25 protein-coding genes and 1 other RNA gene are annotated in these 24,861 nt (G+C 76.2%); 15 read left to right on the forward strand and 11 right to left on the reverse strand.

Annotated elements, in window-relative coordinates:
* The first annotated feature begins 9 nt into the window (after positions 1-9).
* Both ACF1AK_RS01880 and ACF1AK_RS01885 read left to right on the forward strand, forming a co-directional pair.
* A complete protein-coding gene (locus ACF1AK_RS01880) occupies positions 10-606 on the forward strand; it encodes a hypothetical protein (protein WP_391496801.1) in 597 nt (198 codons plus the stop codon).
* 60 nt (positions 607-666) lie between these two features.
* A complete protein-coding gene (locus ACF1AK_RS01885; protein ID WP_391496802.1) occupies positions 667-2,031 on the forward strand; it encodes an MFS transporter in 1,365 nt (454 codons plus the stop codon).
* A 16-nt stretch (positions 2,032-2,047) separates the two neighbouring features.
* Here the strand turns inward: ACF1AK_RS01885 and ACF1AK_RS01890 are convergent, their stop codons facing one another.
* Positions 2,048-2,281: a hypothetical protein gene (locus tag ACF1AK_RS01890; protein ID WP_380295158.1), complete on the reverse strand. Its 234-nt coding sequence runs from the start codon at positions 2,279-2,281 to the stop codon at positions 2,048-2,050.
* A gap of 157 nt (positions 2,282-2,438) precedes the next feature.
* Here ACF1AK_RS01890 and map point away from each other — a divergent pair, with 157 nt between their 5' ends.
* Entirely contained in the window at positions 2,439-3,284 is an 846-nt protein-coding gene (map, locus tag ACF1AK_RS01895; RefSeq protein WP_391496803.1) for a type I methionyl aminopeptidase, read from the forward strand.
* 63 nt (positions 3,285-3,347) lie between these two features.
* On the opposite strand, the gene ACF1AK_RS01900 is transcribed toward map, so the two are convergent.
* On the reverse strand, positions 3,348-4,049 hold the full coding sequence (locus tag ACF1AK_RS01900; RefSeq protein WP_380295154.1) for a bifunctional DNA primase/polymerase: 702 nt from the start codon (positions 4,047-4,049) through the stop codon (positions 3,348-3,350).
* A gap of 406 nt (positions 4,050-4,455) precedes the next feature.
* Here ACF1AK_RS01900 and ACF1AK_RS01905 point away from each other — a divergent pair, with 406 nt between their 5' ends.
* Positions 4,456-4,686 (forward strand): hypothetical protein, encoded by a 231-nt coding sequence (locus tag ACF1AK_RS01905; RefSeq protein WP_380295152.1) that lies wholly within the window; start codon positions 4,456-4,458, stop codon positions 4,684-4,686.
* Between the two features lie 29 nt (positions 4,687-4,715).
* Positions 4,716-4,913, forward strand: a complete 198-nt coding sequence (locus tag ACF1AK_RS01910) for a hypothetical protein (protein ID WP_391496804.1) — start codon at positions 4,716-4,718, stop codon at positions 4,911-4,913.
* A gap of 34 nt (positions 4,914-4,947) precedes the next feature.
* On the opposite strand, the gene ACF1AK_RS01915 is transcribed toward ACF1AK_RS01910, so the two are convergent.
* Positions 4,948-5,604: a PadR family transcriptional regulator gene (locus tag ACF1AK_RS01915; RefSeq protein ID WP_391496805.1), complete on the reverse strand. Its 657-nt coding sequence runs from the start codon at positions 5,602-5,604 to the stop codon at positions 4,948-4,950.
* A gap of 180 nt (positions 5,605-5,784) precedes the next feature.
* On the opposite strand from ACF1AK_RS01915, the gene ACF1AK_RS01920 reads away from it, so the two are divergent.
* Both ACF1AK_RS01920 and ACF1AK_RS01925 read left to right on the forward strand, forming a co-directional pair.
* Entirely contained in the window at positions 5,785-6,201 is a 417-nt protein-coding gene (locus ACF1AK_RS01920) for an ACT domain-containing protein (RefSeq protein ID WP_391496806.1), read from the forward strand.
* Between the two features lie 106 nt (positions 6,202-6,307).
* A complete protein-coding gene (locus ACF1AK_RS01925) occupies positions 6,308-6,565 on the forward strand; it encodes a Prokaryotic metallothionein (protein WP_380295144.1) in 258 nt (85 codons plus the stop codon).
* 66 nt (positions 6,566-6,631) lie between these two features.
* Here the strand turns inward: ACF1AK_RS01925 and rnpB are convergent.
* Both rnpB and ACF1AK_RS01935 read right to left on the reverse strand, forming a co-directional pair.
* Positions 6,632-7,030: RNase P RNA component class A (gene rnpB, locus ACF1AK_RS01930), an RNA gene on the reverse strand.
* A gap of 13 nt (positions 7,031-7,043) precedes the next feature.
* On the reverse strand, positions 7,044-8,525 hold the full coding sequence (locus ACF1AK_RS01935) for an MFS transporter (RefSeq protein WP_391497339.1): 1,482 nt from the start codon (positions 8,523-8,525) through the stop codon (positions 7,044-7,046).
* A 227-nt stretch (positions 8,526-8,752) separates the two neighbouring features.
* On the opposite strand from ACF1AK_RS01935, the gene yaaA reads away from it, so the two are divergent.
* Positions 8,753-9,538, forward strand: coding sequence for a peroxide stress protein YaaA (yaaA, locus tag ACF1AK_RS01940; protein WP_391497340.1), 786 nt, complete (start codon positions 8,753-8,755; stop codon positions 9,536-9,538).
* 55 nt (positions 9,539-9,593) lie between these two features.
* On the opposite strand, the gene ACF1AK_RS01945 is transcribed toward yaaA, so the two are convergent.
* From ACF1AK_RS01945 to ACF1AK_RS01955, 3 genes are read right to left on the reverse strand one after another with little or no spacing between them, the layout of a single operon-like run.
* Positions 9,594-10,742, reverse strand: a complete 1,149-nt coding sequence (locus ACF1AK_RS01945) for a bifunctional RNase H/acid phosphatase (protein ID WP_391496807.1) — start codon at positions 10,740-10,742, stop codon at positions 9,594-9,596.
* A gap of 10 nt (positions 10,743-10,752) precedes the next feature.
* Entirely contained in the window at positions 10,753-11,496 is a 744-nt protein-coding gene (locus ACF1AK_RS01950; RefSeq protein WP_391496808.1) for a zinc ribbon domain-containing protein, read from the reverse strand.
* Positions 11,497-11,519: 23 nt separating this feature from the next.
* Complete coding sequence (locus tag ACF1AK_RS01955; RefSeq protein WP_391496809.1) at positions 11,520-12,356, reverse strand: Nif3-like dinuclear metal center hexameric protein; 837 nt, start codon at positions 12,354-12,356, stop codon at positions 11,520-11,522.
* 666 nt (positions 12,357-13,022) lie between these two features.
* Here ACF1AK_RS01955 and ACF1AK_RS01960 point away from each other — a divergent pair.
* Both ACF1AK_RS01960 and ACF1AK_RS01965 read left to right on the forward strand, forming a co-directional pair.
* The gene (locus tag ACF1AK_RS01960; protein ID WP_391496810.1) at positions 13,023-15,044 is read left to right on the forward strand and encodes a prolyl oligopeptidase family serine peptidase; all 2,022 of its coding nucleotides are present in this window, start codon (positions 13,023-13,025) and stop codon (positions 15,042-15,044) included.
* Between the two features lie 268 nt (positions 15,045-15,312).
* The gene (locus ACF1AK_RS01965) at positions 15,313-15,489 is read left to right on the forward strand and encodes a hypothetical protein (RefSeq protein ID WP_391496811.1); all 177 of its coding nucleotides are present in this window, start codon (positions 15,313-15,315) and stop codon (positions 15,487-15,489) included.
* A gap of 60 nt (positions 15,490-15,549) precedes the next feature.
* Here ACF1AK_RS01965 and ACF1AK_RS01970 read toward each other — a convergent pair whose 3' ends face one another.
* A complete protein-coding gene (locus ACF1AK_RS01970; protein WP_391496812.1) occupies positions 15,550-16,626 on the reverse strand; it encodes an alcohol dehydrogenase catalytic domain-containing protein in 1,077 nt (358 codons plus the stop codon).
* A gap of 158 nt (positions 16,627-16,784) precedes the next feature.
* Here ACF1AK_RS01970 and ACF1AK_RS01975 point away from each other — a divergent pair, with 158 nt between their 5' ends.
* From ACF1AK_RS01975 to ACF1AK_RS01995, 5 genes are all read left to right on the forward strand, one after another.
* Positions 16,785-18,143, forward strand: coding sequence for a M48 family metallopeptidase (locus ACF1AK_RS01975; protein ID WP_391496813.1), 1,359 nt, complete (start codon positions 16,785-16,787; stop codon positions 18,141-18,143).
* Between the two features lie 194 nt (positions 18,144-18,337).
* A complete protein-coding gene (locus ACF1AK_RS01980; RefSeq protein WP_380291892.1) occupies positions 18,338-18,994 on the forward strand; it encodes a class I SAM-dependent methyltransferase in 657 nt (218 codons plus the stop codon).
* A 207-nt stretch (positions 18,995-19,201) separates the two neighbouring features.
* Entirely contained in the window at positions 19,202-20,503 is a 1,302-nt protein-coding gene (locus ACF1AK_RS01985) for a hypothetical protein (protein WP_391496814.1), read from the forward strand.
* Between the two features lie 7 nt (positions 20,504-20,510).
* Positions 20,511-21,572, forward strand: a complete 1,062-nt coding sequence (locus tag ACF1AK_RS01990; protein WP_391496815.1) for an N-acetylmuramoyl-L-alanine amidase — start codon at positions 20,511-20,513, stop codon at positions 21,570-21,572.
* 250 nt (positions 21,573-21,822) lie between these two features.
* On the forward strand, positions 21,823-22,746 hold the full coding sequence (locus ACF1AK_RS01995) for a hypothetical protein (protein WP_391496816.1): 924 nt from the start codon (positions 21,823-21,825) through the stop codon (positions 22,744-22,746).
* 122 nt (positions 22,747-22,868) lie between these two features.
* Here ACF1AK_RS01995 and ACF1AK_RS02000 read toward each other — a convergent pair whose 3' ends face one another.
* Both ACF1AK_RS02000 and ACF1AK_RS02005 read right to left on the reverse strand, forming a co-directional pair.
* A complete protein-coding gene (locus ACF1AK_RS02000; RefSeq protein ID WP_391496817.1) occupies positions 22,869-23,951 on the reverse strand; it encodes a prenyltransferase in 1,083 nt (360 codons plus the stop codon).
* Complete coding sequence (locus ACF1AK_RS02005) at positions 23,948-24,721, reverse strand: class I SAM-dependent methyltransferase (RefSeq protein WP_391496818.1); 774 nt, start codon at positions 24,719-24,721, stop codon at positions 23,948-23,950. The genes ACF1AK_RS02000 and ACF1AK_RS02005 overlap by 4 nt, the downstream gene beginning before the upstream one ends.
* Between the last annotated feature and the right edge of the window lie 140 nt (positions 24,722-24,861).

A 24,861-nucleotide genomic window follows, 5' to 3' on the forward strand; every position in this document is an offset into this window, starting at 1 on the left:
CTGTGGCCCATGGACGCGGTGAGAGTTTCGGCACTTCGGGAGCGGTTGGAGGGCACCGGCTGGCTGGAGGCGGTCGGCGGCTTCGCCGGTGAGCTGCGGCGGGCGGTCTCCCGGCGCGGCGCGGGCGAACTGCTGCTGGTGGGCACCGAGGCGTACGAGCCCTGGCACCTGGCCGCCCATCTGGAGGACGAGGCCGCCTGGTCGGCCGTCCCCCGGCTGGCCCCGACGCTGCTGCGGCACCGGGTCCCGGAGCGGGCTCCGGCGCACCTGGCGCACGGCCTGGGCCGGCTGACCGGGGCCGGGCGCGGGGCGACGGTGCTGGTGGTCGCCCCGGCGGCGGCCGGCGGGACGCTGCTGGAGCGGGTGCACGACGCCCGGCGGCACGGCGCGACGGTGCTGGCGGTGGACGGCGCCGGGTCCGCCGACCTGGCCGGGCTGGCGCACCGCCGGCTGGCCGTCGGCACGGCCGAGGAGGAGCCGTTCGACCTGGCGCAGCACCTGGTCAGCGTCGCCGCCGGGCGGCGGCCCGCGCGGCGGGCCGCGCTGGACCGGCTGGCGGCGCTGGCCGGGCGGCTCGCGGCGGGGCCGACGGTCAGCCGCTGGTAGGGCGCGGCGGGGCCGTAAATCGATTGCGGCCCGGCCGGGCGGCCCGCAGGATGGTCGCTCGTGAACGACGCCGCCCCGCCCCCGACCGGCCGGGCGAGGTCCCTGCTGCGCTCGGTCGCCCCCGACCTCTCCCCCTGGCGCTCCTCCCGGGACTTCCGCCTGCTCTGGCTCTCCGGGTGCGTCACCAGCTTCGGCAGCTTCCTCACCTACGTCGCCGTGCCGCTGCAGATCAAGGAGCTCACCGACTCCTCCTTCGCGGTCGGCCTGGTCGGCGCCTTCGAGCTGGTCCCGCTGATCGTCTTCGGTCTCTGGGGCGGCGCCCTCGCCGACGCCCTGGACCGCCGCCGGCTGGTGCTGTTCGCGGAGGCCGGGCTCGGCCTGCTCAGCATGCTGCTGCTGGTCAACGCGCTGCTGCCGACGCCCGTGCTGTGGCCGGTCTACCTGGTGGCCGCGCTGGTCGCCGCCGCCGACGGCCTGCAGCGCCCGTCGCTGGACGCGCTGACCCCGCGGGTCGTCCGGCACGACCAGCTGGCCGCCGCCTTCGCCCTCAACTCCCTCTACCGCAACGTCGGTTCGGTGGCGGGACCAGCGCTGGCGGGCGTCGTGGTGACCTTCGCCGGGGTGCAGACCGCGTACGCGCTGGACGTCGCCACCTTCGGCGCCTCGCTGCTGCTGCTCGCCCGGATCCGCGCCGTCCCGCCGCCGACCGACGCCGAGAAGCCCTCGGTGCGGGCGGTGCTCACCGGGATCCGCTACGCGTGGAGCCGCAAGGACCTGCTGGGCACCTACGCGATCGACCTCTGCGCGATGCTGTTCGCCTTCCCGGTGGCGATCTTCCCGTTCCTGGCCGCCGACCTGCACGCCGACTGGGCCCTCGGCCCGATGTACGCCGCCTCGGCGGCCGGCGCCCTGCTCGTCTCGGTCACCAGCGGCTGGACCTCCCGGGTCCACCGGCACGGCCGGCTGCTGCTGGCCGCCGCGCTCGGCTGGGGTGCGGCGATCGCGGTGGCGGGCCTGTCCGGCTCGGTCTGGTGGGTGCTGCTCTGCCTGGTTGCGGCGGGGGGCGCCGACGAGATCAGCGGCATCGCCCGCTCGACGCTGTGGAACCAGTCGATCCCGGACGAGCTGCGCGGCCGGATGGCCGGGGTGGAACTGCTCAGCTACTCCGTGGGGCCGCAGCTCGGCCAGGTCCGGGCGGGCGGCATGGCCGGGCTGGTGGGCGTCCGGGCCTCGGTGTGGATCGGCGGCGTCGCCTGCGTGGTGGGCGTGCTGGCGCTGGCCACCTCGTTGCCCCGGCTGCTCGCGTACGACGACCGCACCGACCCGAACGCGGCCGCCGTCCGCGCCGAGCACGAGCGGGCGGCGGCCCGGCGGGAGGCGGCGGAGCGGGAGGCCGCGGACCAGGCCCCGGCGGACGCGTCCTGAGCCGGCGCCCGGCCCCTCACTCCCCGGGCGGGTCCGCGGGCCTGTCGCTCCAGCGCGGGTCGTTGGTCCACTCCCGGTTGCGCAGCTCGGCGGTCTCCAGCGCGTGCGCCGCCTCCTCCCGGGTGGCGTACGGGCCGAGGCGGTCCTTGGCCGGGCACTCCGGCCCCTCCTCGACCTTGCCGTGCTTGATGCAGTAGAACCACTCGCCGGGCCGGCCGGTCGGCTTGCTGCGGCGGAATCCCAGGGGCATGGTGTGGTCACCTCCGTGTCGGCGGGTCGCGGCTCACGTCCGCGGTGCGGCGTCGCGTCGTCCCGATCATTCCCCGCCCGGGCACCGTCCGCACACCCGGTGCCCGACCGCGGCGCCCGGCCACGGCTCGCGGGGCCTGCCAACTAGACTCGCCGCCATGGCTCTCGTACCCGGCATCCAGTCCCCCACCCGCAAGGTCCCGGCGCACATCGCGCGCCCCGAGTACGTCGGGAAGCCCGCCCCGGCGGCGTACACCGGGCCCGAGGTGCAGACCGCCGAGACGATCGAGAAGATGCGGATCGCCGGCGGGATCGCCGCCCGGGCGATGGCCGAGGCGGCCAAGCTGATCGCGCCCGGCGTCACCACGGACGCGCTGGACGCGGTCGCCCACGAGTACATGTGCGACCACGGCGCCTACCCGTCCGACCTCGGCTACCGGGGCTTCCCCAAGTCGGTGTGCACCTCGATCAACGAGGTCATCTGCCACGGCATCCCGGACTCGACCGTCCTCCAGGACGGTGACATCGTCAACATCGACGCCACCGCCTACATCCACGGGGTGCACGGCGACCTCAACGCCACCTACCCGGTCGGCGACGTGGACGAGGAGTCCCGGCTGCTGGTCGAGCGGACCCGGGAGTCGCTCGACCGGGCGATCAAGGCGGTCAAGCCCGGCCGCCGGATCAACGTGATCGGACGCGTCATCGAGTCCTACGCCAAGCGCTTCGGCTACGGCGTGGTGCGGGACTTCACCGGGCACGGCATCAACACGTCGTTCCACTCCGGCCTGATCATCCCGCACTACGACAGCGAGCGGGCCACCGAGGTGATCAAGCCGGGCATGACGTTCACCATCGAGCCGATGCTCACCCTCGGCACCTACGACTACGAGATCTGGCCGGACGGCTGGACCGTCGTCACCAAGGACCGCAAGCGCACCGCCCAGTTCGAGCACACCCTGGTCGTCACGGCGGACGGCGCGGAGATCCTCACCCTGCCGTAGCGGCCGCTCCGGCGCGCCCCGGGCCGAAGGGGCGCGCCGGAGGCGGGCGGGCGACGGCGCAGGTCAGCCGATGAGCCACTGCTCCTCGGCGACGGCGCCCACCTCGGTACAGGCGTCGGTCAGCACGTCCAGGACGCGCAGCGGGTCCGGCAGCGGCAGCTCGGGCCCGCGCAGCCACCGCACCTCGGAGCCGTCCGGCAGCGCGGCCGGCGGCAGCAGGGTGTAGGAGCCGCGGCAGTGCCAGCGCAGGCCGGGGTGCTCGGACATGGTGTCCGGCGTGGAGTCCAGGGCGCTCGGCCACCACTCGTCCTCGTCCACCGGGGTGCCCCGGGTGGCGGTGAAGAACAGGTAGCGGTCCTCGCCGACGGCGGCCACGGGGCCCTCGACGCCGAGCGCGGCCAGCCGCTCCAGGGCGAGGCGTCCGGCCTCGGCCGGTACGTCCAGCACGTCGTGGACGCGGCCGGTGGCGGTGATGAAGTTGGCCTGCGGGTCGCGGGAGAGCCAGCGGGCGAGCTGCTCGGGATCGGTGGTCGCCTGGGTCTGCCAGGCGAAGGAGACCGGGTGCTGGGCGGGAGCCGGACAGGCGACCCGGTCGCAGGAACAGCGGTAGCCGGCCGGATGGGCCGCGGGGGCGAGCGGGAACCCGGCGCGGACCGCGCCGAGCAGTTGGTCCAGTCTGGCTGCGGGGCTGTCGGCGGCCGCCGGGCGGCCCCGCTCACGGTCACGCTTCTGCCACCAGGCCGTCCACCTGCCGCCGGATTCCATCGGGCCCCTTCCGCGCATTGCCGTGCCTGGTGTGACACAGCGTTCGACGTACCACTCCGACGCAACGCACGGCGCCCCCCGCTGCTTCCCCGGGTGGTGCTCGGCCCTGCATTCCCGCGCCCTGCCGGCCGGAGCCGGGGTGTCCGGACGGCCGACGCCGGGGTCACGGTACGGAGTCACTGCGGCACGACGGCTGCGGCTCGGCGGCCCGGCGGGCACGGTGAGGTGCGCCTCGCCCGGCCCGTACGGGCCCGCTGACCCGGGTGGACCCCGAGGGCGTAACAGGAAGGATAAGGGTGCGCGGGCCCTCCGGATGACCGGGGGCGGTGCCTCTCCGGTCACACTCCCGCCACCCGGCCCCCACACGGCCTCCGCCCCTGCCCGCGCGGGGTGAGACCCTGGTGGGGTGAAGAGCGCGGACACCGAATTCGTCGGCGGCCCCCTGGACGGCCGGATCCTCCCCGTCCCGCTGGGGCCGATGTACGGCGTGCCCAAGAAGTACACCGTGCCGGTCCCTTCGCACGGGGACACCCCGGCGCGCACACTGGTGTACGTCCGGGCCAAGCAGCAGCGGGGCGCCCGCTGGTTCTGGCGTTACGAGTACGACGAGGCGGCCACCGCCCGCGCTTCCGGGTGACGGCCGCCTCCCCTCGCGGGAGGACGGCGATGGCGAGAACCGTACGGCACCCCAGGACGCGCGCCGAGACGGTGGCGCTCCACAACCGGCAGGCGGCCGCGGTCACGGCGGTCCTGCTGGTGGCGGTCAGCCTCTACAGCGCGGTGCTCGGCCCCGACGGCTGGCTCTGGTTCGGCTGGTCGGTCCTGCTGCTCGTGTGCGTGGGGCTGTTCGCCGTCCGCTCCTGAGCGGCGCACCGCCCCGCCACCGCCGCCCCACCGGTCAGGCGTCCTCGGCGAGGATCAGGTACAGCTTCTTGCGGGCCTCGTTCAGCACCTCCAGGCCCTTGGCCCGCTGCGCCTCGCTCCCCGTCGTCATGACCTGCCGGACGGCGTGGTCCACGGCGCCGAGCGCCTGGCCGACCTCCTGGACCGCGGCCCAGTCGATCTCCTGGCCGGCCTCCGCCCACGGCTCGTCCGGCCCGGCCTCGGCCTCGGCCCGGCCGGCCCCGGTGAGCGAGACCAGCCGCTTGCCGCCGGTCTCCTCCGCCGTGACCAGGCCCTCCTCCTCCAGCAGCTGGAGGGTCGGGTAGACCGAACCGGGGCTCGGCCGCCACGCCCCGCCGGACCGCTCGGCGATCTCGGCGATCATCTCGTAGCCGTGCATCGGCCGTTCCTTGAGCAGCGCCAGCAGCGAGGCGCGCACGTCCCCGCGCCGGGCCCGCCCGCCGCGCCGGCCACCGCGGACCCACGGCGGGCCGCCGAAGCCGCCCCGGCCCCACGGCGGGCCCGGCCGTCCGCCCGGCCCGCCGAACGGCGGCGGACCGAAGGGGCCGAACGCTCCCCGGCCCTCGTGGTACTCGCCGGGCATCCCGGCGAACTCCGGCCCCGGGCGCCACCCGCCGGGGCCCGCCTCACCACGGAATCGTCCTGGGCGCATCGCACCCACCTCCCGTTCGGGCCGCTCCGGGGCGGCCCCGTCGACGCTGGACAGACGATCGTCACGAACAGTCGGATCACTGTCGCGATACCTCGACGATATATCGGTGACTGTCGGCCGTCAACGGATTCCGATACGCCCTGCGACGCATCGCGGCGTCCGGACGCTACGGTGCGGGGCATGGCCGGAGAACGAGACCTCGCGACACTGCTGCGCGACCTGCGCCCCCAGCTCAACCCGGGGCGGTACGTCTACTGCACGCTGCCCACCCGGCTGCCCGCCGGGCTGCGGCCGGTGGCCACGGTGGCCGAACCCGAGGGGGTGACGGTGGTGGTCGCCCAGGAGGAGGCCGACGCGCTCGGCCTGCCCTACGCGTACGTGGCCGCCTGGATCACCCTGCGGATCCACTCGGCGCTGGAGGCCGTCGGCCTGACCGCCGCCGTCGCCACCCGGCTGGCCGAGGAGGGGATCAGCTGCAACGTGCTGGCCGGCTACCACCACGACCACCTCTTCGTCGCCGCCGACGACGCCGAGCGCGCCCTGCGCGCCCTGGAGGACCTCTCGGCCCGCGCCGCGCGCACCGCCCGCGCCGTCTGACCGGCCGGACGCGCCGGGTGGCCGCCCCGCCGGACGGCTCGGAGACTGGAGGGGCCGGGCACCCCCGCCCGGCCCCTCCCCTCCGCCCGGAAGGAAGTGCGCCGCCATGGCCATCTGCGTCACCTGCGGCAACGACTACTGGCTCGCCTTCGAGATCAAGACGGTCACCGGCGACGTCTACACCTTCGACAGCTTCGAGTGCGCGATGGAGAAGCTCGCCCCGCGCTGCGAGCACTGCAACGTCCGGATCGTCGGCCACGGCGTCGAGGTGGCCGGCATGTTCTTCTGCTGCGCCAACTGCGCCCGGGTCAACGGCGGCCTCGGCTCCCAGGTCCGCGACGCCGTCGGCGCCCACCCGGGCTGATCCGGCGCCCCCTGAACGACGAAACCCCCCGGCCAGGTGGGGTCACCTGGCCGAAGGGGAAGGGGGCGGAAGAGTCGGCCTGTACGCCGGGTTCTGTCACCCGGGTTGCTCACGCGGCCCGGGGAGACGGCCATCCATCTAGGGCTGCCGTTGCCGACAGCCTCGTGCGGTCCACCCGCGGACTCGGGCGAGCAGCCCTCAAGCATCCGCGCACAGCGCCCTGGGGCGCCGATCTTGACCTTGCTCCAGGTGGGGTTTACCGAGCCGGCCGGGTCACCCCGGTCGCTGGTGGTCTCTTACACCACCGTTTCACCCTTACCCGTCGCCGAAGCGGCGGGCGGTCTGTTTTCTGTGGCACTGTCCCGCGGGTCACCCCGGGTGGGCGTTACCCACCACCCTGCTCTGTGGAGCCCGGACGTTCCTCGGCGGGTCCTGGGGACCCGTCGCGACCGCCCGGCCGACTCTTCCGCCGTAGTGGTCATGGTAGCCGCTCGGGCGGGGCGTCCCGTACTCCGGGGCGGGTCAGCGGCGGATCGCCGCCGAGGCGGGCGGCCACCCGGGTGGCGGTGGCGGTGCCCCAGGCGGAGGTGGTGACCAGGCCGAGGATCCCGATCGCCGCCCCCAGGCCCGCCACGATGTACCAGCCCGCGTGGCTGGCCGGGGCGAAGCCCGAGGCGACCGTGCCGGCCACCGAGGAGGTGACCACGGTGCCGATCACCGCGACGCCGAGCGACTGGCCGACCTGCCGGCTGGTGGAGGCCACGGCCGCCGCCACCCCCGCCTGGGCGCGCGGCATGCCGGAGACGGCCGCGTTGGTGATCGGCGCGTTCACGAAGCCGAAGCCGAAGCCGAACAGCCCGTACGCGGCCAGCAGCAGGCCCGGCGGGGAGTCCGCGGCCAGCCGGGTCAGCAGCAGCCCGCTGGCGACCAGGCCGAGGCCGGCCAGCACCAGCGGCACCCGGGGGCCCCGGGCGCCGACGATCCGGCCCGAGAGCGGCGCGCAGACCAGCATCATCCCGGCCATCGGCAGCGTCCACAGGCCGGCCTCCATCGGGCTGTAGCCGCGGACGTCCTGCAGGTAGAGGGTGTTCAGGAAGAGGAATCCGCCGAGCGAGGCGAAGGCGCAGACCGCCGTCACGGTGGCGCCGGTGAACGGCGCGCTGCGGAAGAACCTCGGGTCGACCAGCGGCTCGGCGACCCGCCGCTCCCAGAGCGGGAAGGCGACCAGCGCGGCGAGCGCCGCCGCGGCCAGGCCGAGGATCAGCGGGGACGTCCAGCCGTGCGCGGGGCCCTCGATGATCGCGCCGGTGCCGCAGCCCAGCAGCACCATCATCAGCAGCTGCCCCACCGGGTCCGGCCGGCGGGGCCGGGGCGCGCGCGACTCGGGCACGTAACGGGCGGTCAGCAGGAAGGCCAGCAGACCGACCGGAACGTTGATCAGGAAAATCGCCGGCCAGCCCGCGGCGTGCACCAGGAAGCCGCCGAGCAGCGGCCCGAGCGCCATCGAGATGCCGACCACCCCGCCCCAGACGCCGATCGCCCGGGCCCGCTCGCGCGGCTCGGTGAAGGTGTTGGTGATGATCGACATCGCCACCGGGTTGAGCATCGAGCCGCCCACCGCCTGCACCGCCCGGAACGCCACCAGCCAGCCCAGGCCGGGCGCCAGGCTGCAGAGCAGCGAGCCGAGCACGAACACCAGCAGACCGGTCTGGAACACCCGGCGGCGCCCGAAGCGGTCGGCCAGCGAGCCGAACAGCATCAGCAGCGAGGCCAGCACCAGCGTGTAGGCGTCGATGATCCACTGCAGGCCGGAGGCGGGGGCGTCCAGGTCCCGCTGGATCTGCGGGAGGGCGATGTTCACCACGGTGTTGTCGAGCCCGACGATGAACAGGCTCAGGCAGCAGATCGCCAGGACGAGCAGCCGGCGGCGCCGCTCGGGGTCGGTGGACGGCGGGCTCATGGGGGTCGCATCGGACACGGATCGATCCTCCCACCCGGGCGGTCGCCGGGCGGTGGCGGAGCAACCCGTCCGGGTGGCGCGCCCACCGGCGGCTTCAGCGCCCGGGGAGCGCGCGCCGCACCGGGGCGAACGGGCCGGCGGGGCGCCGGTGGCCGCCGTTTTCCGAGGTGGGGGTGGGTTGCGTAGGGTGGCGTGGTCCCGTGGCCCGGAGTGTGGAGGAGTCCGTCGTGCTGGTGCTGTTGCCGCCCTCGGAGGGGAAGGCCGCGTCCGGGGACGGCGTGCCGGTGGCGCTCGGCGGGCTGTCGCTGCCCGGGCTGACGGCGGCGCGGGCGGAGGTGCTGGAGGCACTGGTCTCGCTGTGCCGCGGGGACGAGGACACCGCCGCCGAGGTGCTCGGGCTGAGCCCGGGCCTGCGCGGCGAGGTGGCGCGCAACGCCGGGCTGCCGACGGCGGGCGCCCTCCCGGCCGGGCAGGTGTACACCGGGGTGCTGTTCGACAACCTCGGGCTGGCGACGCTGGACGAGGCCGCGTACGGCCGGGCCGAGCGCAGCCTGCTGGTGTTCTCCGGCCTCTGGGGCGCGGTGCGGATCGGCGACCGGATCCCGCCCTACCGCTGCTCGATGGGCGTGAAACTCCCCGGCCCCGGGGCGCTCGGCGCGTACTGGCGGCGGGCGATGGCGGACGTGCTGCCGACGGCGGCCGACGGCCTGGTGCTGGACCTGCGCTCCTCCGCCTACGCGGCGGCCTGGAAGCCGGCCGGCGAGGTGGTCTCCCGGACGGCGACCGTACGGGTGCTCCAGGAGCGGGACGGCCGGCGGACCGTCGTCAGCCACTTCAACAAGGCCACCAAGGGGCGGCTGGTCCGCGACCTGCTGGTGGCGGGCGCCGAGCCGAAGACGCCGGGCGAGCTGCTGGACGCGCTGACCGGCCTCGGCCACCGGGTGGAGGTCGCCGCCGAGGGCACCGCGCGCAAACCGTGGCAGCTGGACGTGGTGGTCACCGAAGTGCACTGAGCAGGGCGGAGCGCCGGGGGGCGGACCGGCCGGCCGGTCCGCCCCCCGGCGGCCGTCAGCGCAGGTGCCCGGTGTCGTTGAGCAGCCGCAGCGAGGCGTTGCCGTCCGCGTAGTACTGGACGGCGCAGAGCGAGGCGGCGGACAGCTCCATCCGGTACAGCGCGTCCGGCGGGGCGCCCAGCGCCAGCCGGACCAGCGTCTTGATCGGGCTGACGTGCGAGACCACCAGCACGGTCTTCCCCGGGTAGCGGGCCAGGACCTTGTCCCGGGCCACCCCGACCCGGTGGGTGAGGGTGGCGAAGCTCTCGCCGCCCCCGGTCGGCCGGACCTTGGTGGAGCCGAGCCACGCGGTGAGGTCCTCCGGGTAGCGCTCCCGCGCCTCGGCGAAGGTCAGCCCCTCCCAGGCCCCGAAGTCGACCTCGCGCAGCCCCTCCTCGTAGCGGACGTCGAGTCCCAGCCGGGCGGCGACGGTCTCCGCGGTCTGCCGGGTGCGCCGCATCGGCGAGGCCACCACGGCCTGGACCGAGCCCCGCGCGGCCAGCGCCTCGGCGGCCCGCTCGGCCTGCCAGCGGCCCTTCTCGGAGAGCTCCGGATCGGTGCCGCCGCTGCCGGAGAACCGCTTCTCCGGGGTGAGGTGCGTCTCGCCGTGCCGGAGCAGGACGAGCGTGGTCGGGGTGCCGAGGTCCGCCGGGGCCGCCCAGCCCGCCTTGGGGGCGGCGGTCTCCAGCGGCTCCTCGGCGGCGGGCGCGGCGGCCGGTCCGGACGCGACGGCGGGCCGGGGCTCCCACTGGCGGCCGGCCTTGCCCGCGTCCATCGCCTCGTTGGCGAGCCGGTCGGCCTCCTTGTTCTTCTCGCGCGGGATCCAGGAGTACCGGACCCGGCCGCGCGGGAAGACCTCACGGGCCTCGGCGGCGAGCGGCTGCATGTCCGGGTGCTTGATCTTCCACCGGCCGGACATCTGCTCGACGACCAGCTTGGAGTCCATCCGGACGTCCACCGAGGCGTCCGGGTCGATCTCCCGGGCCGCGCGCAGCCCGGCGATCAGCCCCTTGTACTCGGCCACGTTGTTGGTCGCGTGGCCGATGAACTCCGCCGCCTCGGCGAGGATCCGCCCGGTGTCGCCGTCGCGGACCACCGCGCCGTAGCCGGCCGGCCCCGGGTTGCCCCGGGAGCCGCCGTCCGCCTCGACGACGAACCTGCGCACCGCCACCGGCTCAGACGCCGGAGTCGGCGGTGCGGACCAGGATCCGCGAGCAGTTCTCGCAGCGGACCACCTTGTCGGCCGGCTCGGCCTTGATGGAGTTGAGCTCGGTGATCGAGAACTCGGTGCGGCAGCCCTCGCAGCGGCGCTGGTAGAGCCGGGCCGCGCCGACGCCGCCCTGGGTCTCGCGCAGCTTGGTGTAGAGCTTCATGAGGTCGGCCGGGATGACGGCGGCGACGGCCTCGCGGTCACGCTTGACCTTCTCGGCCTCGGCGTCGATCTCGGCGTACGCGGCGTCCCGGCGGCCCTCGGCCTCGGTCAGCACGACGGTGGAGTGCTCCAGGCGCGCGCTCAGCTCGGTGACCCGGGTCTGGGCGGACTCCAGCCGCTCCATGATCTCCAGCACGACGTCCTCCAGGTCCCCCTGGCGCTTGGCCAGCGAGCCGATCTCGTGCTGGAGGTTTTCGAGGTCCTTCGGCGAGGTGATCGCGCCGGAGTCCAGGCGCTGCTGGTTGCGGGCGGCCCGGGTGCGGACCTGCTCGACGTCCTGCTCGGCCTTGGTGAGCTCGCGGGTGGTGTCGCCGTGCTGGGCCTGGGCGGCGACCACCAGGTCCTTGAGGGCGGTGTGGTCGGCGGTGACCTTGTCGATCTCGGCATGCTCGGGCAGGCTGCGCCGCCGGTGGGCCAGCTGGTCGAGCTTGGAGTCGATGGCCTGGAGGTCGAGCAGGCGGATCTGGTCGGCGGGCGCGGCGTTCAAGCGGAGAGCTCCTGTGAATCGGGTCAGGCGGGGAAGGACATGGGGGCGTGCGCGGTCCACGGGTCGGTCACCGTGCGGGAGACCCGGGTCTCCACGGTCCAGCCGTGCTTCTCGGCGGCGCCGTGCAGCGCCCGCTCGGCCAGCGGCAGCCAGGGCCACTCGGTGGCCCAGTGCGCGGCGTCGACCAGGGCGACCGGTGCCGCCTCGGCGGCCTCGGAGGCCGGGTGGTGGCGCAGGTCGGCGGTCAGGTAGGCGTCCACGCCGGCCGCGCGCACCTCGGCGAACAGGCTGTCGCCGGAGCCGCCGCAGACCGCGACCCGGCTGACCAGGCGGTTCGGGTCACCGGAGACCCGCACGCCGGCGGCGGTGGCCGGCAGCCCCTCGGCGACCTTCGCGGCGAACACGGCGAGGGTCAGCGGGGGCTCCAGCAGGCCGACCCGCCCGGTGCCGCGCCGGCCCAGCGGGTCGGTCGGGTCCGGGACGAGCGGGCCGGTGACGGTGACGCCGACCGCCCGGGCGAGCGCGTCCGAGACGCCCGGGTCGGCGTGGTCGGCGTTGGTGTGCGCCACGTGCAGGGCGATCCCGTGGCGAATCAGGGTGTGCACGACGCGGCCCTTGAAGGTGGTCGCAGCGACGCTGGTGGTGCCGCGCAGGTACAGCGGGTGATGGGTGACCACCAGGTCGGCCCCCCACTCGACGGCCTCGTCGACGACCGCCTGCACGGGGTCGACGGCGAACAGCACGCGACGGACCTCGGCCTGAGGGTCCCCGCAGACCAGGCCGACGGCGTCCCAGGACTCCGCCCACTGCGGCGGGTACAGCTCTTCGAGGGCGGTGATGACGTCGGACAGTTTCGGCACCTGTCGAGACTACCGTGCGCGCGGGGGACGGCGGTCCGCGCGGTTGTCCCGCGGGACCCCCGGCGACCGCCCCGGCGCGGCGGTCCGGGGCGTACGGCTGCGCGTCAACCTGCGGCGCGGTGCGCGCGGGCGGGCGGCGCGGCCCCGCCCGGCCGGCACCCGGGGGCGGTCCGCGCGGGTCGGCGGGGCGCGGGCCGCGCACACCGGCCCGTTCGCACGCAGGCGGAACGACGACCGGATCACCCTTACGAGTGAAGTGACCGGCTTCGGATTGAGCATGCCCGGCTACCGAACGTAACTTCACTTCCGCGAACGGGAGTTGCCCGGCCGGGGATCCGGAAGGCGCTCCGCCGGACGCGGCGCCGGCGTCGCCGGCGCCGTCGGCGGACGCCCGGGCGGCTCCCCGGCGCGGGTCCGGGGAACCGAAGTCAGGCCGTGGCGGCGCGCCCCGGCGCCGGAGCAGTGGGGACCGGCGGGGCGCGCCGGCACCGGACGAAGGGATGTGGTGGCGGATGGGGGCGGGCACATCGCTGCGGACGGCGCGGACGGCCGGCGGAACGGACTCGGCGGGCCACGGGCCGGATGCGGCCGGCCCGTGGCCGCAGGCGGCGCGGACGGCTCCGGCGCCGCGCCCGCACCCGGCCGCCCGACCGGGCCGGTGACGACATGACCGTGGCCGCCCGCACCGCCACCCGGGCACTGCGCCGGACCGGCTTCACCTTCGCCGCCGACGGCAGCCACGCCGCCTGCCTCGCCTCCGCCTGCGACGGCGGCTGGTACGTGGAGAGCTGGCGCCTGCCGCCGGGCGGTCCGGCCGTCCCCACCGCGCTGCGCCTGCCGGGGCCCCGCTTCGAGAGCCTCCACTCCCAACTGGTCGCCCTTCCGGACGGGTCGGTGCTGGTCTGCCGGCACGACGGCGAGCGGCACGACCTGGTGACGCTCCGGGCCGCCGCCGACCCCGACGGCCGGCCCGCCGCCGTCGAGCACCCGACGGCCGCCCTGCGGATGCCCGGGCTGCGCCTGCTGCCGCTCCCGGCGGGCGCGCCGTCCGGCCCCGGGGCACCGGTCGCGCTGGCGCTGGGCAGCGACACCCGGCCGGCCACCACCGTCTGGCTGGTGCGCGCCGACGGCTCCGCGCCGCAGCAGATCGCCGGGATCCCGGGCCTGCACGGCGGCGGCGTCTGGCTGGACCGCTGCGGCGCGCTGCTGGCGCTCGACCGGGTGGGCGACGGCGACGGCCTGGTCCGCACCGTGACGCTGGACCTGCGCACCGGCACCGTCACCCCGCTGCTGGAGATCGGCGGGCGCAGCAACGACCGGCTGGTGCTGTTCGACCCGGACAGCCGGTTCGCGATGGTGCGCAGCGACGCCCCCGGCGCCGACCGGATCGGCTGGGGCCTGCTGGGCGAGGGCCGGCCGCTGCGGTTCCCGGACGCCCTGCACGTCGCGGGCATGTTCCTGCGGCCGGTGGCGCTGCGTCCGGGCCCGGACGGGGTCCGGGTGGCCCTCCAGATCGACCACGGCGCGGGCTGCTCGCTCGCGCTGTGGCAGCCGGCCGCCGGCCGGCTGGACCCGCTGCCCGTCCCGCCGGGGCGGCTCGGCGCGGTGGGCCACTGGTCGGCGGGCGGGCTGCGGATGCCGTACTCGGCGCCCGACCACCCGGCCGGGCTCGCCCCCCTGGACGTGGACGCGCTGCTGGCGCACGACCCGGCCGCCACCGCGTCCGGCCCGGTGCCGGTGCCGCTGCCGCTGCAACTGGCACCGCTCGGATCCGGCCTGCCCGGCCCGTGGCGGGACACCGTCCTGCCCTGGCGCCCGGGCGCCGTCGGACGCGTCAACTCCTCCACGCCGCCGCACGGTTGGCGACTGGACGGCTCCCCCGGACCCGGTGACGGCGGCCGTTGGCAGCCCGCACAGAGTCTCGAACTCGCGGGACCGGCCGGGCCGTTGGAGGCGGTGGTGTACGGCGGGGACGGCTGGCTGAGCAGCCCGCACCTGGTGCTGGCGCTGCACGGCGGCCCGGCGGACGCCTGGCGGCTGGAGTTCGACCCGGTCCTGCAGCGGATGGCGGCCGAGGGCCTGGCCGTGCTCGCGCCGAACCAGCGCGGCTCCACCGGCTACGGGTTGGCGCACGCGATGGCCGTCCGCGGCGCCTGGGGCGGGCCGGACCTCGACGACGTGCTGCACCTGCTGGAGGCCGTCGCCGGTCAGCGCGCGGCGCTCGGACTGGAGCCGCCGTCCCTGTTCGGGGTCAGCTACGGCGCGTTCCTCGCCCTGCTGGCGGCGGCGCACGCGCCGGCCGAGCAGCTGACGCGCTGCGCGGTCGTCGCCCCGTTCCTGTCCGGCGCCCGGCTGCTGGCCGAAGCCTCGGCCCCGGTGCGGGCGCTGACCGCCCGGCTGGGCGGCGGCGAGCCGATCGAGGACGCCCGGGGGCCGCGCGACGTGCTCCAGCTCGTGCACCGGATCGGCGCACCGCTGCTGGTCGTGCACGGCGACCGGGACGAGGTGGTCCCGGTGGGACAGTCCCGTGCGCTGCGGCACGAGTTGCTGCGGATCGGGCGCACGGAGGGGAGCGACTTCCGCTACGTCGAGGCGGCGGGCGCCGGGCACGAGGTGCTCGCCGAGGAGGGCGCCGCGGTGCTGCACGAACTGCTCGCCACGTTCCTGCGCACCGGCCGGCCCGGCTAGCAGCGGGCGTCCGCGCGTTCGGACGGCCGTCCCGCCGGGTGTCCGGACACCCGGCGGGACGGCCGGATCCACCTGCGGATCCGCCGCCGTTCGGGGCCGCGCCGCTCCCCGGACGGCCGTCGTGATCTCGATAGGATCTCGCCCGCTCCGGCGGTTAAGGTGGCCGCCGGAGTACGGGCCGCGATCACCGGCCACGCCCCGGTGGCGCCCGCGATGTGCCGGCCGGGCGCCGAACCACCTGCACCCTCGCAAGGAAAAGACGATTCTGATGTCCGACACCCTCACCGACACCACCGGACCCCTCGCCGGGACCGACGCCGACGAGAAGACGGCCGAGGACACCGCGTCGCACGGCCGCCACCGCGGCCGGTCCGCCGCCGACGACCGCCCCGAGGCCGACCCGCACGGCCGCCACCGCGCCGCCGACGCGGCCGGCCGGGGCTGAGCGAGCGCACCGCGGGGCCCGCCGGACCGTCCGGCGGGCCCCGCGCCGCCCGGCCCGGCGTCAGCCCGGCGTCACCACCGTCCGCAGCGCCTCGCCGCCGCGCATCTGCGCGAGCGCCTCGTTGACGTCCGCCAGCCCCACCCGGTGCGTGATCATCCCGGCGAGGTCGATCCGCCCGGCCCGCCACAGCTCCACCGCCAGCGCGACGGTGCGCGTCAGCGGCGCGCCGCCGTACAGCGAGGGCAGCAGCCGCTTCTCGTTGAAGAACAGCTCGCCCATGCTGAAGCTCGCGAGGTCGTCCTGCGCCCCGGCGCCGATCACCACGACCGCGCCCCCGCGCCGGGCGGCGCCGTACCCGGCCCGGACGGTGGCCGAGCGGCCGACCGCCTCGAAGACGTAGTCGAAGCCGCCGCCGGGCAGGGCCTTCGCCACCGCCTTGAGCTCCTCGGGGGCCAGCGCCTCGGTCGCGCCGAAGGCCAGCGCCCGCTCCCGGCGGGAGGGCACCGGGTCGACCACGGCGATCCGGCCCGCGCCGCAGACCCGAGCGCCCTGCACGGCCGCCACGCCCACCCCGCCGGCCCCGATCACCGCGACCGAGGCGCCCGGCTCGACCCGGGCGGTGTGGACGGCCGCGCCGAGGCCGGTGGTGACGCCGCAGCCGATCAGCGCGGCCAGGTCGTAGGGGAGGTCGGCGGGCACCGGGACCACCGCTTCGCGCTCGACCACCACCTCCTCGGCGAAGGTGCCGGTGCCGTAGAACCCGGACGCCTCGCCCTCGCCGTAGCGGAAGTTGGGCGTCCCGAGCCGCCGCAGGCTGGCCACGCAGAGGTGCGAGCGGCCGCGTTCGCAGTGCGCGCACCGGCCGCAGGGCGCCATCCAGCAGAGCACGACGCGGTCGCCGACGGCGACGTCCGTGACGCCCTCGCCGACCTCGACGACGTCCCCGGCGCCCTCGTGGCCGGGGACGAACGGCGCGGGCTGGGGCAGGACGCCGTTCATCGCCGAGAGGTCGGAGTGGCAGAGGCTGGCGGCGCGCAGCCGGACCCGCACCTTGCCGGGGCCGAAGCCCACGGCCTCGACGTCGTCACGGACATCGAGCGACTCCTGACCGGTCGTGTGCAGGATGGCTGCGCGCATGGGGCTGCTCCCGGGTCCGTCGTGGATCGCTGGCCGGGCCGATTCTGGCACGGCACGCCGAGGCCGAGTAGAACACGTTCCACCCCGGCTCCGGCGTAGTGGAGCCGACGGTTCCGGAGGGTTCCCCCGGCCCGTTCGCCCTGGCATGATCGTCCGCCGTGCCGAACCCCGCCGCTCCCCCGTCCTCCGCGCCCGCGTCGCCGTCCGCGCCGCCGTCCGCCGACCGTCCCCGCTCCTGCCCGGCGTGCTCCGGGCCGGTCGACCCCGATCCCCGGTTCACCGCCTGGTGCCCGGCCTGCGAGTGGAACCTCGTCCCCGCGGAGGAGGCCGCCGAGGAGTGCGGCAAGTCCCCCAAGGACCTGGCCCGGGAACGGGCGGCGGCCGAGCGGACCGAGCGGCTGTTCCAGGAGGTCGCGGCGGGCCGCACCGACACCACCCGCCGCGACTGGCTCGCCGCCTCGGCCCTCGCCCTGCCGGTCCACGCCGTCACCGTCGCCGTGGCGGGGGCGGCCGTCTGGCTGCTCGTCACCGGCAACACGCCGCTGCGCTGCCTGGGCGCGCTCCTCCTCGCCGTCGCCTTCCTGCTCCGGCCCCGGCTCGGCCGGGTGCCGAGCGGCGCGGACGTGCTGAAGCGCGGCGAGGCCCCCGCACTGTACGGGCTGGCCGACCGGGTGGCCGCCGAACTCGGGGCGCCGCCGGTCGGGGCGATCCGGGTCACCGAGGACTTCAACGCGAGCATGGCGGTCGTCGGGCTGCGCCGGACGTCGGTGCTCACGGTGGGCCTGCCGCTCTGGGAGGCGCTGGACGACCGGCAGCGGATCGCGGTGCTCGGGCACGAGATCGCCCACCAGGTCAACGGCGACAACCGGCGCGGGCTGTGGCTCGGCTCGGCGATGCGGGCGCTGGCGCACTGGTACGAGCTCGCCCGGCCGGCCGAGCGGAGCCGGGGCGGCTACGGCGTGGTCGCGCTGCTGTCGCTGATCGGGGACTACCTGGGCAACGCCTTCCTGCACCTGGTCAGCCGGCTGCCGTACCAGGCGTACCTGCTGCTCGACCGGCTCACGGCGCGGGCCGGCCAGCAGGCCGAGTACCGGGCCGACGGGCTCGGCGCCCGGGTCGCGTCCACGGAGGCGGCGAGCGAGGCCCTGGAGACGCTGCTGCTCGGTCCGGCGACCGGGACGGTGACCATGCGGCTGCGCGCCGAGATCCAGTCGCGGCCCCGGTCCGGGCGGCGGGACGCCGCCGCGGGGCCGGACGTCACCGAGCTCTGGCCGCAGCTGCGCGCGCACCTGGCCGCGATCCCGCCGCTGGAGCGCGAGCGGCTGCTCCGCCGCTCCCGGCGGGCCGGCCACGCCGTCGACGCCTCGCACCCGCCGACCCACCTGCGGCTGGCGCTGCTCGCCCGGCAGGCGCCCCTTCCGGCGGCCGTCACCTGCGCACCGGACGAGGCCGCCGCCGTCGCCGCCGAACTCGCCCCGCACCGCACCCGCATCGCCCGCACCCTCCTCGCCGGCTGACGGACGCCTCCCGCACCCGCCGTCCCCCGGAGCAGGACGTCGGACCGGCCGACTTCCCGCTCCGCACCCCCCGCCACCCCCCGGGCCGCCGTGCGGCGGACGGGGTGGGGGCGGGCCCGGGGGCGGGGGCGTACCGTCGAGTAGGGTCCGACGGCGAGCAGGGAACACTGGACCACCCGTCGAGGAGCAGCACCATGTCCGACCTCCTGGAAACCACGCGGCCCCGGCCCGAGGTGCTGGCCGCGTTCGAGGGAGCGACCGGGTTCATGCCCGTCGACGAGGGCCTCGCGCTGTACGCCGCCGCCGTGACCGCCGCGCGCCGGACCGGTCTGCCCGTGCTGGAGATCGGCACCTACTGCGGCCGCTCCGCGATCCTGCTGGCCGACGCCGCCCGGGAGGCCGGCACGGTGGCGCTGACCGTCGACCACCACCGGGGCTCCGAGGAGCAGCAGCCCGGCTGGGAGTACCACGACCCGACGCTGGTCGACCCGGAGGTCGGCCGGATGGACACCCTCCCCCGGTTCCGCCGCACCCTGCACGCGGCCGGCCTGGAGGAGCACGTGGTCGCCCTGGTCGGCCGCTCGCCGCAGATCGCGGCCCTGTGGGGCGGGCGGCTCGCCCTGGTCTTCATCGACGGCGGCCACACCGACGAGCACGCCACCGCCGACTACGAGGGCTGGGCACCGCACCTGGCGCCCGAGGGCCTGCTGGTGGTCCACGACGTCTTCCCCGACCCGGCCGACGGCGGCCAGGCACCGTACCGGGTGTACCTGCGGGCGCTGGCCGAGGGCTTCGAGGAGGTCTCGGTGACCGGCTCGCTGCGCGTCCTGCGCCGCCGCACCGCCGGCTGAGCCCCGCCCGGACGGGTGTCCGGAATCGGCCGACCGTTCCCCCGCGCGATCACGGATGCTCTAACGTCGTGCCGGGGCTGTCGGGCGGGGGCGCGAACGGTACGGTGTCCGCGCGGTCGCGGACGCCCGCGAGCGCGGCACGGCCGCATGACACCAGCAGAACATCCGGGCGGAGCGCACCCGGGCCGAGCGTGGGGGCCAGCACAGATGACGGACCAGCAGAACACCGCTCCGGCGGTCTGGGACCCGACCGCCCGGGGCGGTGCGGGCGGCTGGGTGCGCGGTCCCCAGCAGCCCTCGGCCCCGTCGGCCCCCGCCGGCCCCGCCGCGCCGCCGACCGCCCCGGCCGCGCCGCCGCGCCCCCCGCAGTCACCGGCCGGACCGCCGGCCGAGGACGCCCCGACGGCCGTCATCCCGCAGCCGGTGGTGCCGCAGCCCGCCGCGCCCGGCTCACTGCCGCCCCGGACCGCCCCGGCGTTCCCGCAGGCCGCCCCGGGCGGCGGCCCGTCCTACGGCGCGCAGCCCCCGCAGCAGGGTGCCTTCCCGCCCCCGCCCCCGCAGGGCTACGGCGCCCAGGCCCCGTACGGCCACCCCGGCCACCCCCGGCCCGGATACGAGCAGCCCGGCCACGAACAGCCCGGCTACGAACAGCCCGGGTACGGGCAGCCCGGGTACGACCGGTCCGGCTACGACCAGGCGGCCCCCTACGGCCAGCCGGACCACCCCCAGCCCCCCTACCCCGCCGGCCGGCCGGAGTACGACGACGAGGACGGCCCCCGCAACCGGCGCGCACCGCTGCTGATCGCCTTCGCCCTGCTCTTCGTGCTGGCCCTGGGCGGCGGCATCCTGTGGGCGGTCCGGGACAAGGGCTCCGCCACCGACCAGGCCGGCCCCGCCACCCCGTCCGCCGCCGCCACCAACGGCGCCGACGCGTCCGGGAACCCGCCGCCCGCCCCGGCCCCCGGCGGTTCGGGCACACCGGCGCCGACCGCCTCCGACACCGCGCCGGCGAGCGCGACCCCCACCCCGACCGAGACCACCGGCGGGCCCAACGCGCAGTCCCAGGCCAAGGCGCTGGACGAGCTGCTCACCCAGGGCGAGAGCGCCAAGGCCCCGATCGGCAGCGCGGTCGCCAAGGTGAACAGCTGCCCGGCCAAGCCCGACATCGAGTCCGCCGCGCAGACCTTCGACAGCGGCGCCAAGCAGCGCGACCAGCTCCTCACCAAGCTGGCCACGCTGAGCGTCACCGACCTGCCGGGCGGCGCGGACGCCGTGCAGTCGCTGAAGTCCGCCTGGCAGCTGTCCGCCGACATCGACCGGGCGTACGCGAGCTGGGCCCGCACGGTCGCCAACCAGGGCTGCTCGGGCGCCGCGCCGAACACCGCCGACAAGAAGCGCGCCGACGAGCTCAACCCCCAGGCCACCCAGGCGAAGAAGGACTTCGTGACGAAGTGGAAGGTGATCGCCGACCAGTTCGGACTCACCGCCCGCACCCAGGACCGGATCTGAACCACCCGTGACCCGCACCACCACCCACCACCCGGCCGGACCCGCCGAGCCCGTCGACCCCGCCGAGCCCGTCGACCCGACGGACCCGGCCGCCGCCCCCGCCGCCCCGCGCCGCCGCGCCACGCTGCGACGCACCGCGGCGGTGGCCGGCGTCCTGGCCCCGCTCGGCCTGGCCGGCTGGCTCGGCTGGCAGGCCGTCGGCAGCCCCGACCCGAGCGCACCGTCCGCCGCCTCCACCGCCCCCGCCACCCCCGCCGCACCGGCCGCACCGGCCGCCCCCGGAACGACGAGCACGGCGACGGGCGGCACGACGACCGGAACGCCGGCCCCCGGCACGAGCGCCGCCCCCGCCGGCCCCGCGTTCCCGGCCCCGGCCCCCGGCGCCGCCTCGGCCACCACCCTCACCGGCCGCACCGTCCTGCTCGACCCGGGCCACAACACCGGGAACTCCGCCCACACCACCGACATCAACCGCAAGGTCGACATCGGCAACGCCCGCAAGGAGTGCGACACCACCGGCACCGCCACCAACGCCGGCTACACCGAGGCCGAGTACTCGCTCGACGTCGTCCACCGGGCCCGGGCGATCCTCGCCGCGCGGGGCGCCACCGTGGTCCTGGTCCACGACGGCGACCGCCCCTGGGGACCGTGCATCGACGAGCGCGCCCGGATCGGCAACACCGCCCGTGCCGACGCGGCGGTCTCGGTGCACGGCGACGGCGGCCCGGCCGGCGGCAGCGGCTTCCACGTGATCATGCCCGCCAAGGTGGTCGCGGGCAGGGCCGACACCGCCGCGATCGTCGATCCCTCGCACCGGCTCGGCCTGCTGCTGCGCGAGAACTTCCACGCGGCGACCGGCGAGCCCTACGCCGACTACACCGCGAACCAGGGCCTGGACACCCGCTCGGACCTCGGCGGACTGAACCTCTCGACCGTCCCCAAGGTGTTCATCGAGTGCGGTAACATGCGCAACCCGGCGGACGCCCGCCGGATGACGGATCCTCAGTGGCGCCAGCAGGCCGCCCAGGGGATCGCCGACGCGCTGACGGCGTTCCTGACCACCCGGTAGGAGGCCGCCGGGGCCCGGCGGAGCCAGCCGCGTCCGGCGGGCCCGAGGGAAGGGGTCGGAACCGCGTGGTTTGCAACGACTTCGCCCCATTCCCGTGCCCTGCCGTGCACCCGCGCAGCCGTTGGCCCTAGGCTTCTGGTCCGTTCGGGGTTTTCCGGCCGGTCAGCGGACCGGACGGGCGCCGACACCACACCGGCCGAGCGCCGGAACGAAAACCGCCGACCACGACACACCAACGAGGGGAACGTTAGTGAATCTGCGCGCTCTCACCAAGGGAGACGCCGCCGTCGCAGGTGCGGCCGTCCTGCTCTTCATCGCCTCCTTCCTGCCCTACTGGACCGTCGACTGCAAGGGCAAGTACTGCGGCGACACCTCGACGAACGCCTGGGACAGCGTCCTGTTCCCCGTGCTGCCCTCGGTCTTCCTGCTCGGCATCCTCGCCGCCGCCCTGATCCTGGTCCAGCGCTTCCAGGGCCAGGCGGCCGCGAACCGCCAGATCCTCGGCCTGCGCCTGGACCAGTGGGGCATCGCCTTCTCGGTGGCCGCGCTCTGGGCCGCGCTCTGGTCGCTCGGCGGCGGCCTGAAGGGCATCGACCACGGCATCGGCGCCTGGCTCGCCGTCATCGCGCTGATCGTGCTGGCCGGTGCGGCCGCCGGCGGTCAGCTGATCCCCGTGCTCAAGACCCCGCTGGTCACCGACCGCCCGGCCGCCCCGGCCGCCTTCCAGCCCGGCGGCTACCCGGCCCCCGGCCAGCCCGGCCAGCCCGGCCCGCAGGGCCACTACGGCTACCCGGCCCCCGGCCAGCCCGGCGGCTACGGCTACCCGGCCGCCGGCCAGCCCGGCGCGCAGGCCCCCGGCCAGCCGCAGGACGTCGCCGCCCAGCAGGCCGCGGCCGCGCAGGCCGCCGAGGCCGAGGCCGCCCGCCAGGCCGCCGCCCAGCAGGCCGCCCAGCCGCAGCCGGCCCCCGCGGCCGACTTCGCGCCGTTCTGGTTCGCCGTCCCGGCGCCGCGCCAGCTGGCCCCGAAGGACGGCCCGGCCGGCGCACCGGTCGGCGAACTCGTCCCGGGCACCTGGTACCTGGCGGTCGAGCAGCGCGGCACCGCGCTGGTCGCCCAGCTGCAGGACGGCACCCAGGGCGTGCTGGCCGACACCTCGGGCATCCAGCGCGGCTGACCGCGCAGGGCGCGCGAGGCGCGACGCACACCGCGGGCGCACGCCCCCGACGTCGAAGGGGCGGGACCGGATTCCTCCGGTCCCGCCCCTTCGACGTACCCGCCACGGGGCACCGTCCCCGCTCAGCAGCAGTCCTGGACCACCAGTCCGGCCGGCAGCTCCTCACCGCCGAACACCGCCACCGTCGCCGGGTCGCCGCCGAGCGCCGCGACGGCCAGCAGCAGCGCCCCCGCCGTCCAGGTGGTGCGCTCCTCGGGCCAGACGGCGTCGTCCTCGAAGACGTACCCGGTCCAGTACGAGCCGTCCTCGTGCCGCAGGTGCTTCTGGATCCAGCGCAGGATGTCCACCGCGCGGTCGGACTCGCCGACCGCCCAGAGCGCCATGGCCAGCTCGGCGCTCTCGCCGCCGGTCACCCAGGGCCGGTCGCTGACGCAGCGCACGCCGAGGCCGGGGACGACGAAGCGGTCCCAGTCCCGGGCGATCCGCTCCAGCGCGGCCGGGCCGCGCAGCGCGGTGCCGAGCACCGGGTAGTACCAGTCCATCGAGTAGCGGTCCTTGTCGAGGAACCGCTCGGGGTGGTGGGTGACGGCGTGCCGCAGCCGGCCGGCCGCGAGCTCCCAGTCGGGCTGCGGCTCCTCCAGGTAGTCGGCGACGGCCAGTCCGCAGCGCAGCGCGTGCAGGATGCTGGACGAGCCGGTGAGCAGCGCCTCGTCGGTGGCGACGCCCTGCTCGTCGACCCGCCAGGCGATCGGTCCGCCGGGCAGCCGCTGGGCGACGATGAAGTCCAGCGCGCGCCGGACGGTCGGCCAGATCCACTCCAGGAAGGCGTCGTCGCCGGTGGAGAGGTGGTGGTGCCAGACGCCGACGGCCACGTAGGCGCAGAAGTTGGTCTCCTTGGCGGCGTTGCAGACCTCGCCGTCGGCGTGGCCGGGCTGCCCGTAGGCGTAGCCGGCGTACCAGGAGCCGTCCGGGTTCTGACGCGCGGCCAGCCAGCGGTAGGCGGCCTCGGCGGCGGCGTGCTCGCCGGCGGTGTCCAGCGCCATCGCCGCCTCGGTGTGGTCCCAGGGGTCGAGGTGGTGGCCGCGGAACCACGGGACGGCGCCGTCGGGCTGCTGCTCGGCGAGGATGCTGCGGACGGTACCGGCGGCCTGCTCGGCGTCGAGCACCCCGTCGAGCAGCAGGACCTCCGGGACGGCGGCGGTCACTCCGCCCCGCCCGCGGCCCGGTCCGCCGTGCCGCTGCGCTCCCCGCTCCGGTGGGGCTTGGACGCGTAGGCGACGAAGCTCTTGCCGATGACCGGGTTGAGCGCCCGCTCGGCGGCCTTGGTAAGGGTGCTGATCACGGGGGTGCCGACGATGTCCCAGACCAGCAGCCGGTGGTACGCCTTGACCGGCAGCGCCTTGTCGTTGTCCACGCCGACCGCGCACTTGATCCACCAGTACGGCGAGTGCAGCGCGTGCGCGTGGTGGGTGCCGTACGGCTCCAGGCCGGCGTCCTTGAGCTTGTCGAGCAGTTCGTCGCCGCGGTAGATCCGGATGTGGCCGCCTTCGACCTCGTGGTACTCGTCGGAGAGCGCCCAGCAGATCTTCTCGGGCAGCCAGCGCGGCACGGTGACGGCGAGCAGGCCGCCGGGCTTGAGGACCCGGAACATCTCGGCGAGCACGCCCCTGTCGTCCGGGATGTGCTCCATCACCTCGGAGACGATGATCCGGTCGAAGTAGCCGTCCTCGAACGGCAGGGCCAGCGCGTTGCCCTCCATGGCGACCGCGGACGCGCCCTCGGGCGCCTCGCCGGCCTGTTCCATGGCGGCGAACCACTTCCTGACCTCGGCGATCTCCTCGGCGTTCTGGTCGAGGGCGATCACCTCGGCCCCACGCCGGTAGCACTCGAACGCGTGCCGCCCCCCGCCGCAGCCCAGGTCGAGCACCCGGTCGCCGGGGGCGAGCGGGAAGCGCGAGAAATCAACGGTCAGCACTGCGGACTCCCATTCCTTCGGTACCCAAGGTCCCTGACGCCGGGTCAGAGAAAGCGCGGGGCGCACGGCGCGCGTCCGGGGCGGGCGGAGCGGCGCGCACCACTGCCGGCGCGGGTGCGGGGGGCCGGCCGGCTCCCCGG

The sequence above is a fragment of the Kitasatospora sp. NPDC015120 genome (assembly GCF_043080305.1).
Lineage (GTDB): Bacteria > Actinomycetota > Actinomycetes > Streptomycetales > Streptomycetaceae > Kitasatospora.

Bases quoted from the DNA above. Each gene is read 5' to 3' on its own strand.
- ACF1AK_RS01965 (WP_391496811.1), top strand. From the start codon at position 15,313: ATGTCCGACACCCTCACCGACACCACCGGACCCCTCGCCGGGACCGAC.
- ACF1AK_RS01920 (WP_391496806.1), top strand. From the start codon at position 5,785: ATGGCCGGAGAACGAGACCTCGCGACACTGCTGCGCGACCTGCGCCCC.
- ACF1AK_RS01890 (WP_380295158.1), bottom strand. From the start codon at position 2,281: ATGCCCCTGGGATTCCGCCGCAGCAAGCCGACCGGCCGGCCCGGCGAG.
- ACF1AK_RS01980 (WP_380291892.1), top strand. From the start codon at position 18,338: ATGTCCGACCTCCTGGAAACCACGCGGCCCCGGCCCGAGGTGCTGGCC.
- ACF1AK_RS01960 (WP_391496810.1), top strand. From the start codon at position 13,023: ATGACCGTGGCCGCCCGCACCGCCACCCGGGCACTGCGCCGGACCGGC.
- ACF1AK_RS01910 (WP_391496804.1), top strand. From the start codon at position 4,716: ATGGCGAGAACCGTACGGCACCCCAGGACGCGCGCCGAGACGGTGGCG.
- map (WP_391496803.1), top strand. From the start codon at position 2,439: ATGGCTCTCGTACCCGGCATCCAGTCCCCCACCCGCAAGGTCCCGGCG.
- ACF1AK_RS01985 (WP_391496814.1), top strand. From the start codon at position 19,202: ATGACGGACCAGCAGAACACCGCTCCGGCGGTCTGGGACCCGACCGCC.
- ACF1AK_RS01970 (WP_391496812.1), bottom strand. From the start codon at position 16,626: ATGCGCGCAGCCATCCTGCACACGACCGGTCAGGAGTCGCTCGATGTC.
- ACF1AK_RS01915 (WP_391496805.1), bottom strand. From the start codon at position 5,604: ATGCGCCCAGGACGATTCCGTGGTGAGGCGGGCCCCGGCGGGTGGCGC.
- ACF1AK_RS01900 (WP_380295154.1), bottom strand. From the start codon at position 4,049: ATGGAATCCGGCGGCAGGTGGACGGCCTGGTGGCAGAAGCGTGACCGT.
- ACF1AK_RS01880 (WP_391496801.1), top strand. From the start codon at position 10: ATGGACGCGGTGAGAGTTTCGGCACTTCGGGAGCGGTTGGAGGGCACC.
- ACF1AK_RS01935 (WP_391497339.1), bottom strand. From the start codon at position 8,525: ATGAGCCCGCCGTCCACCGACCCCGAGCGGCGCCGCCGGCTGCTCGTC.
- ACF1AK_RS01925 (WP_380295144.1), top strand. From the start codon at position 6,308: ATGGCCATCTGCGTCACCTGCGGCAACGACTACTGGCTCGCCTTCGAG.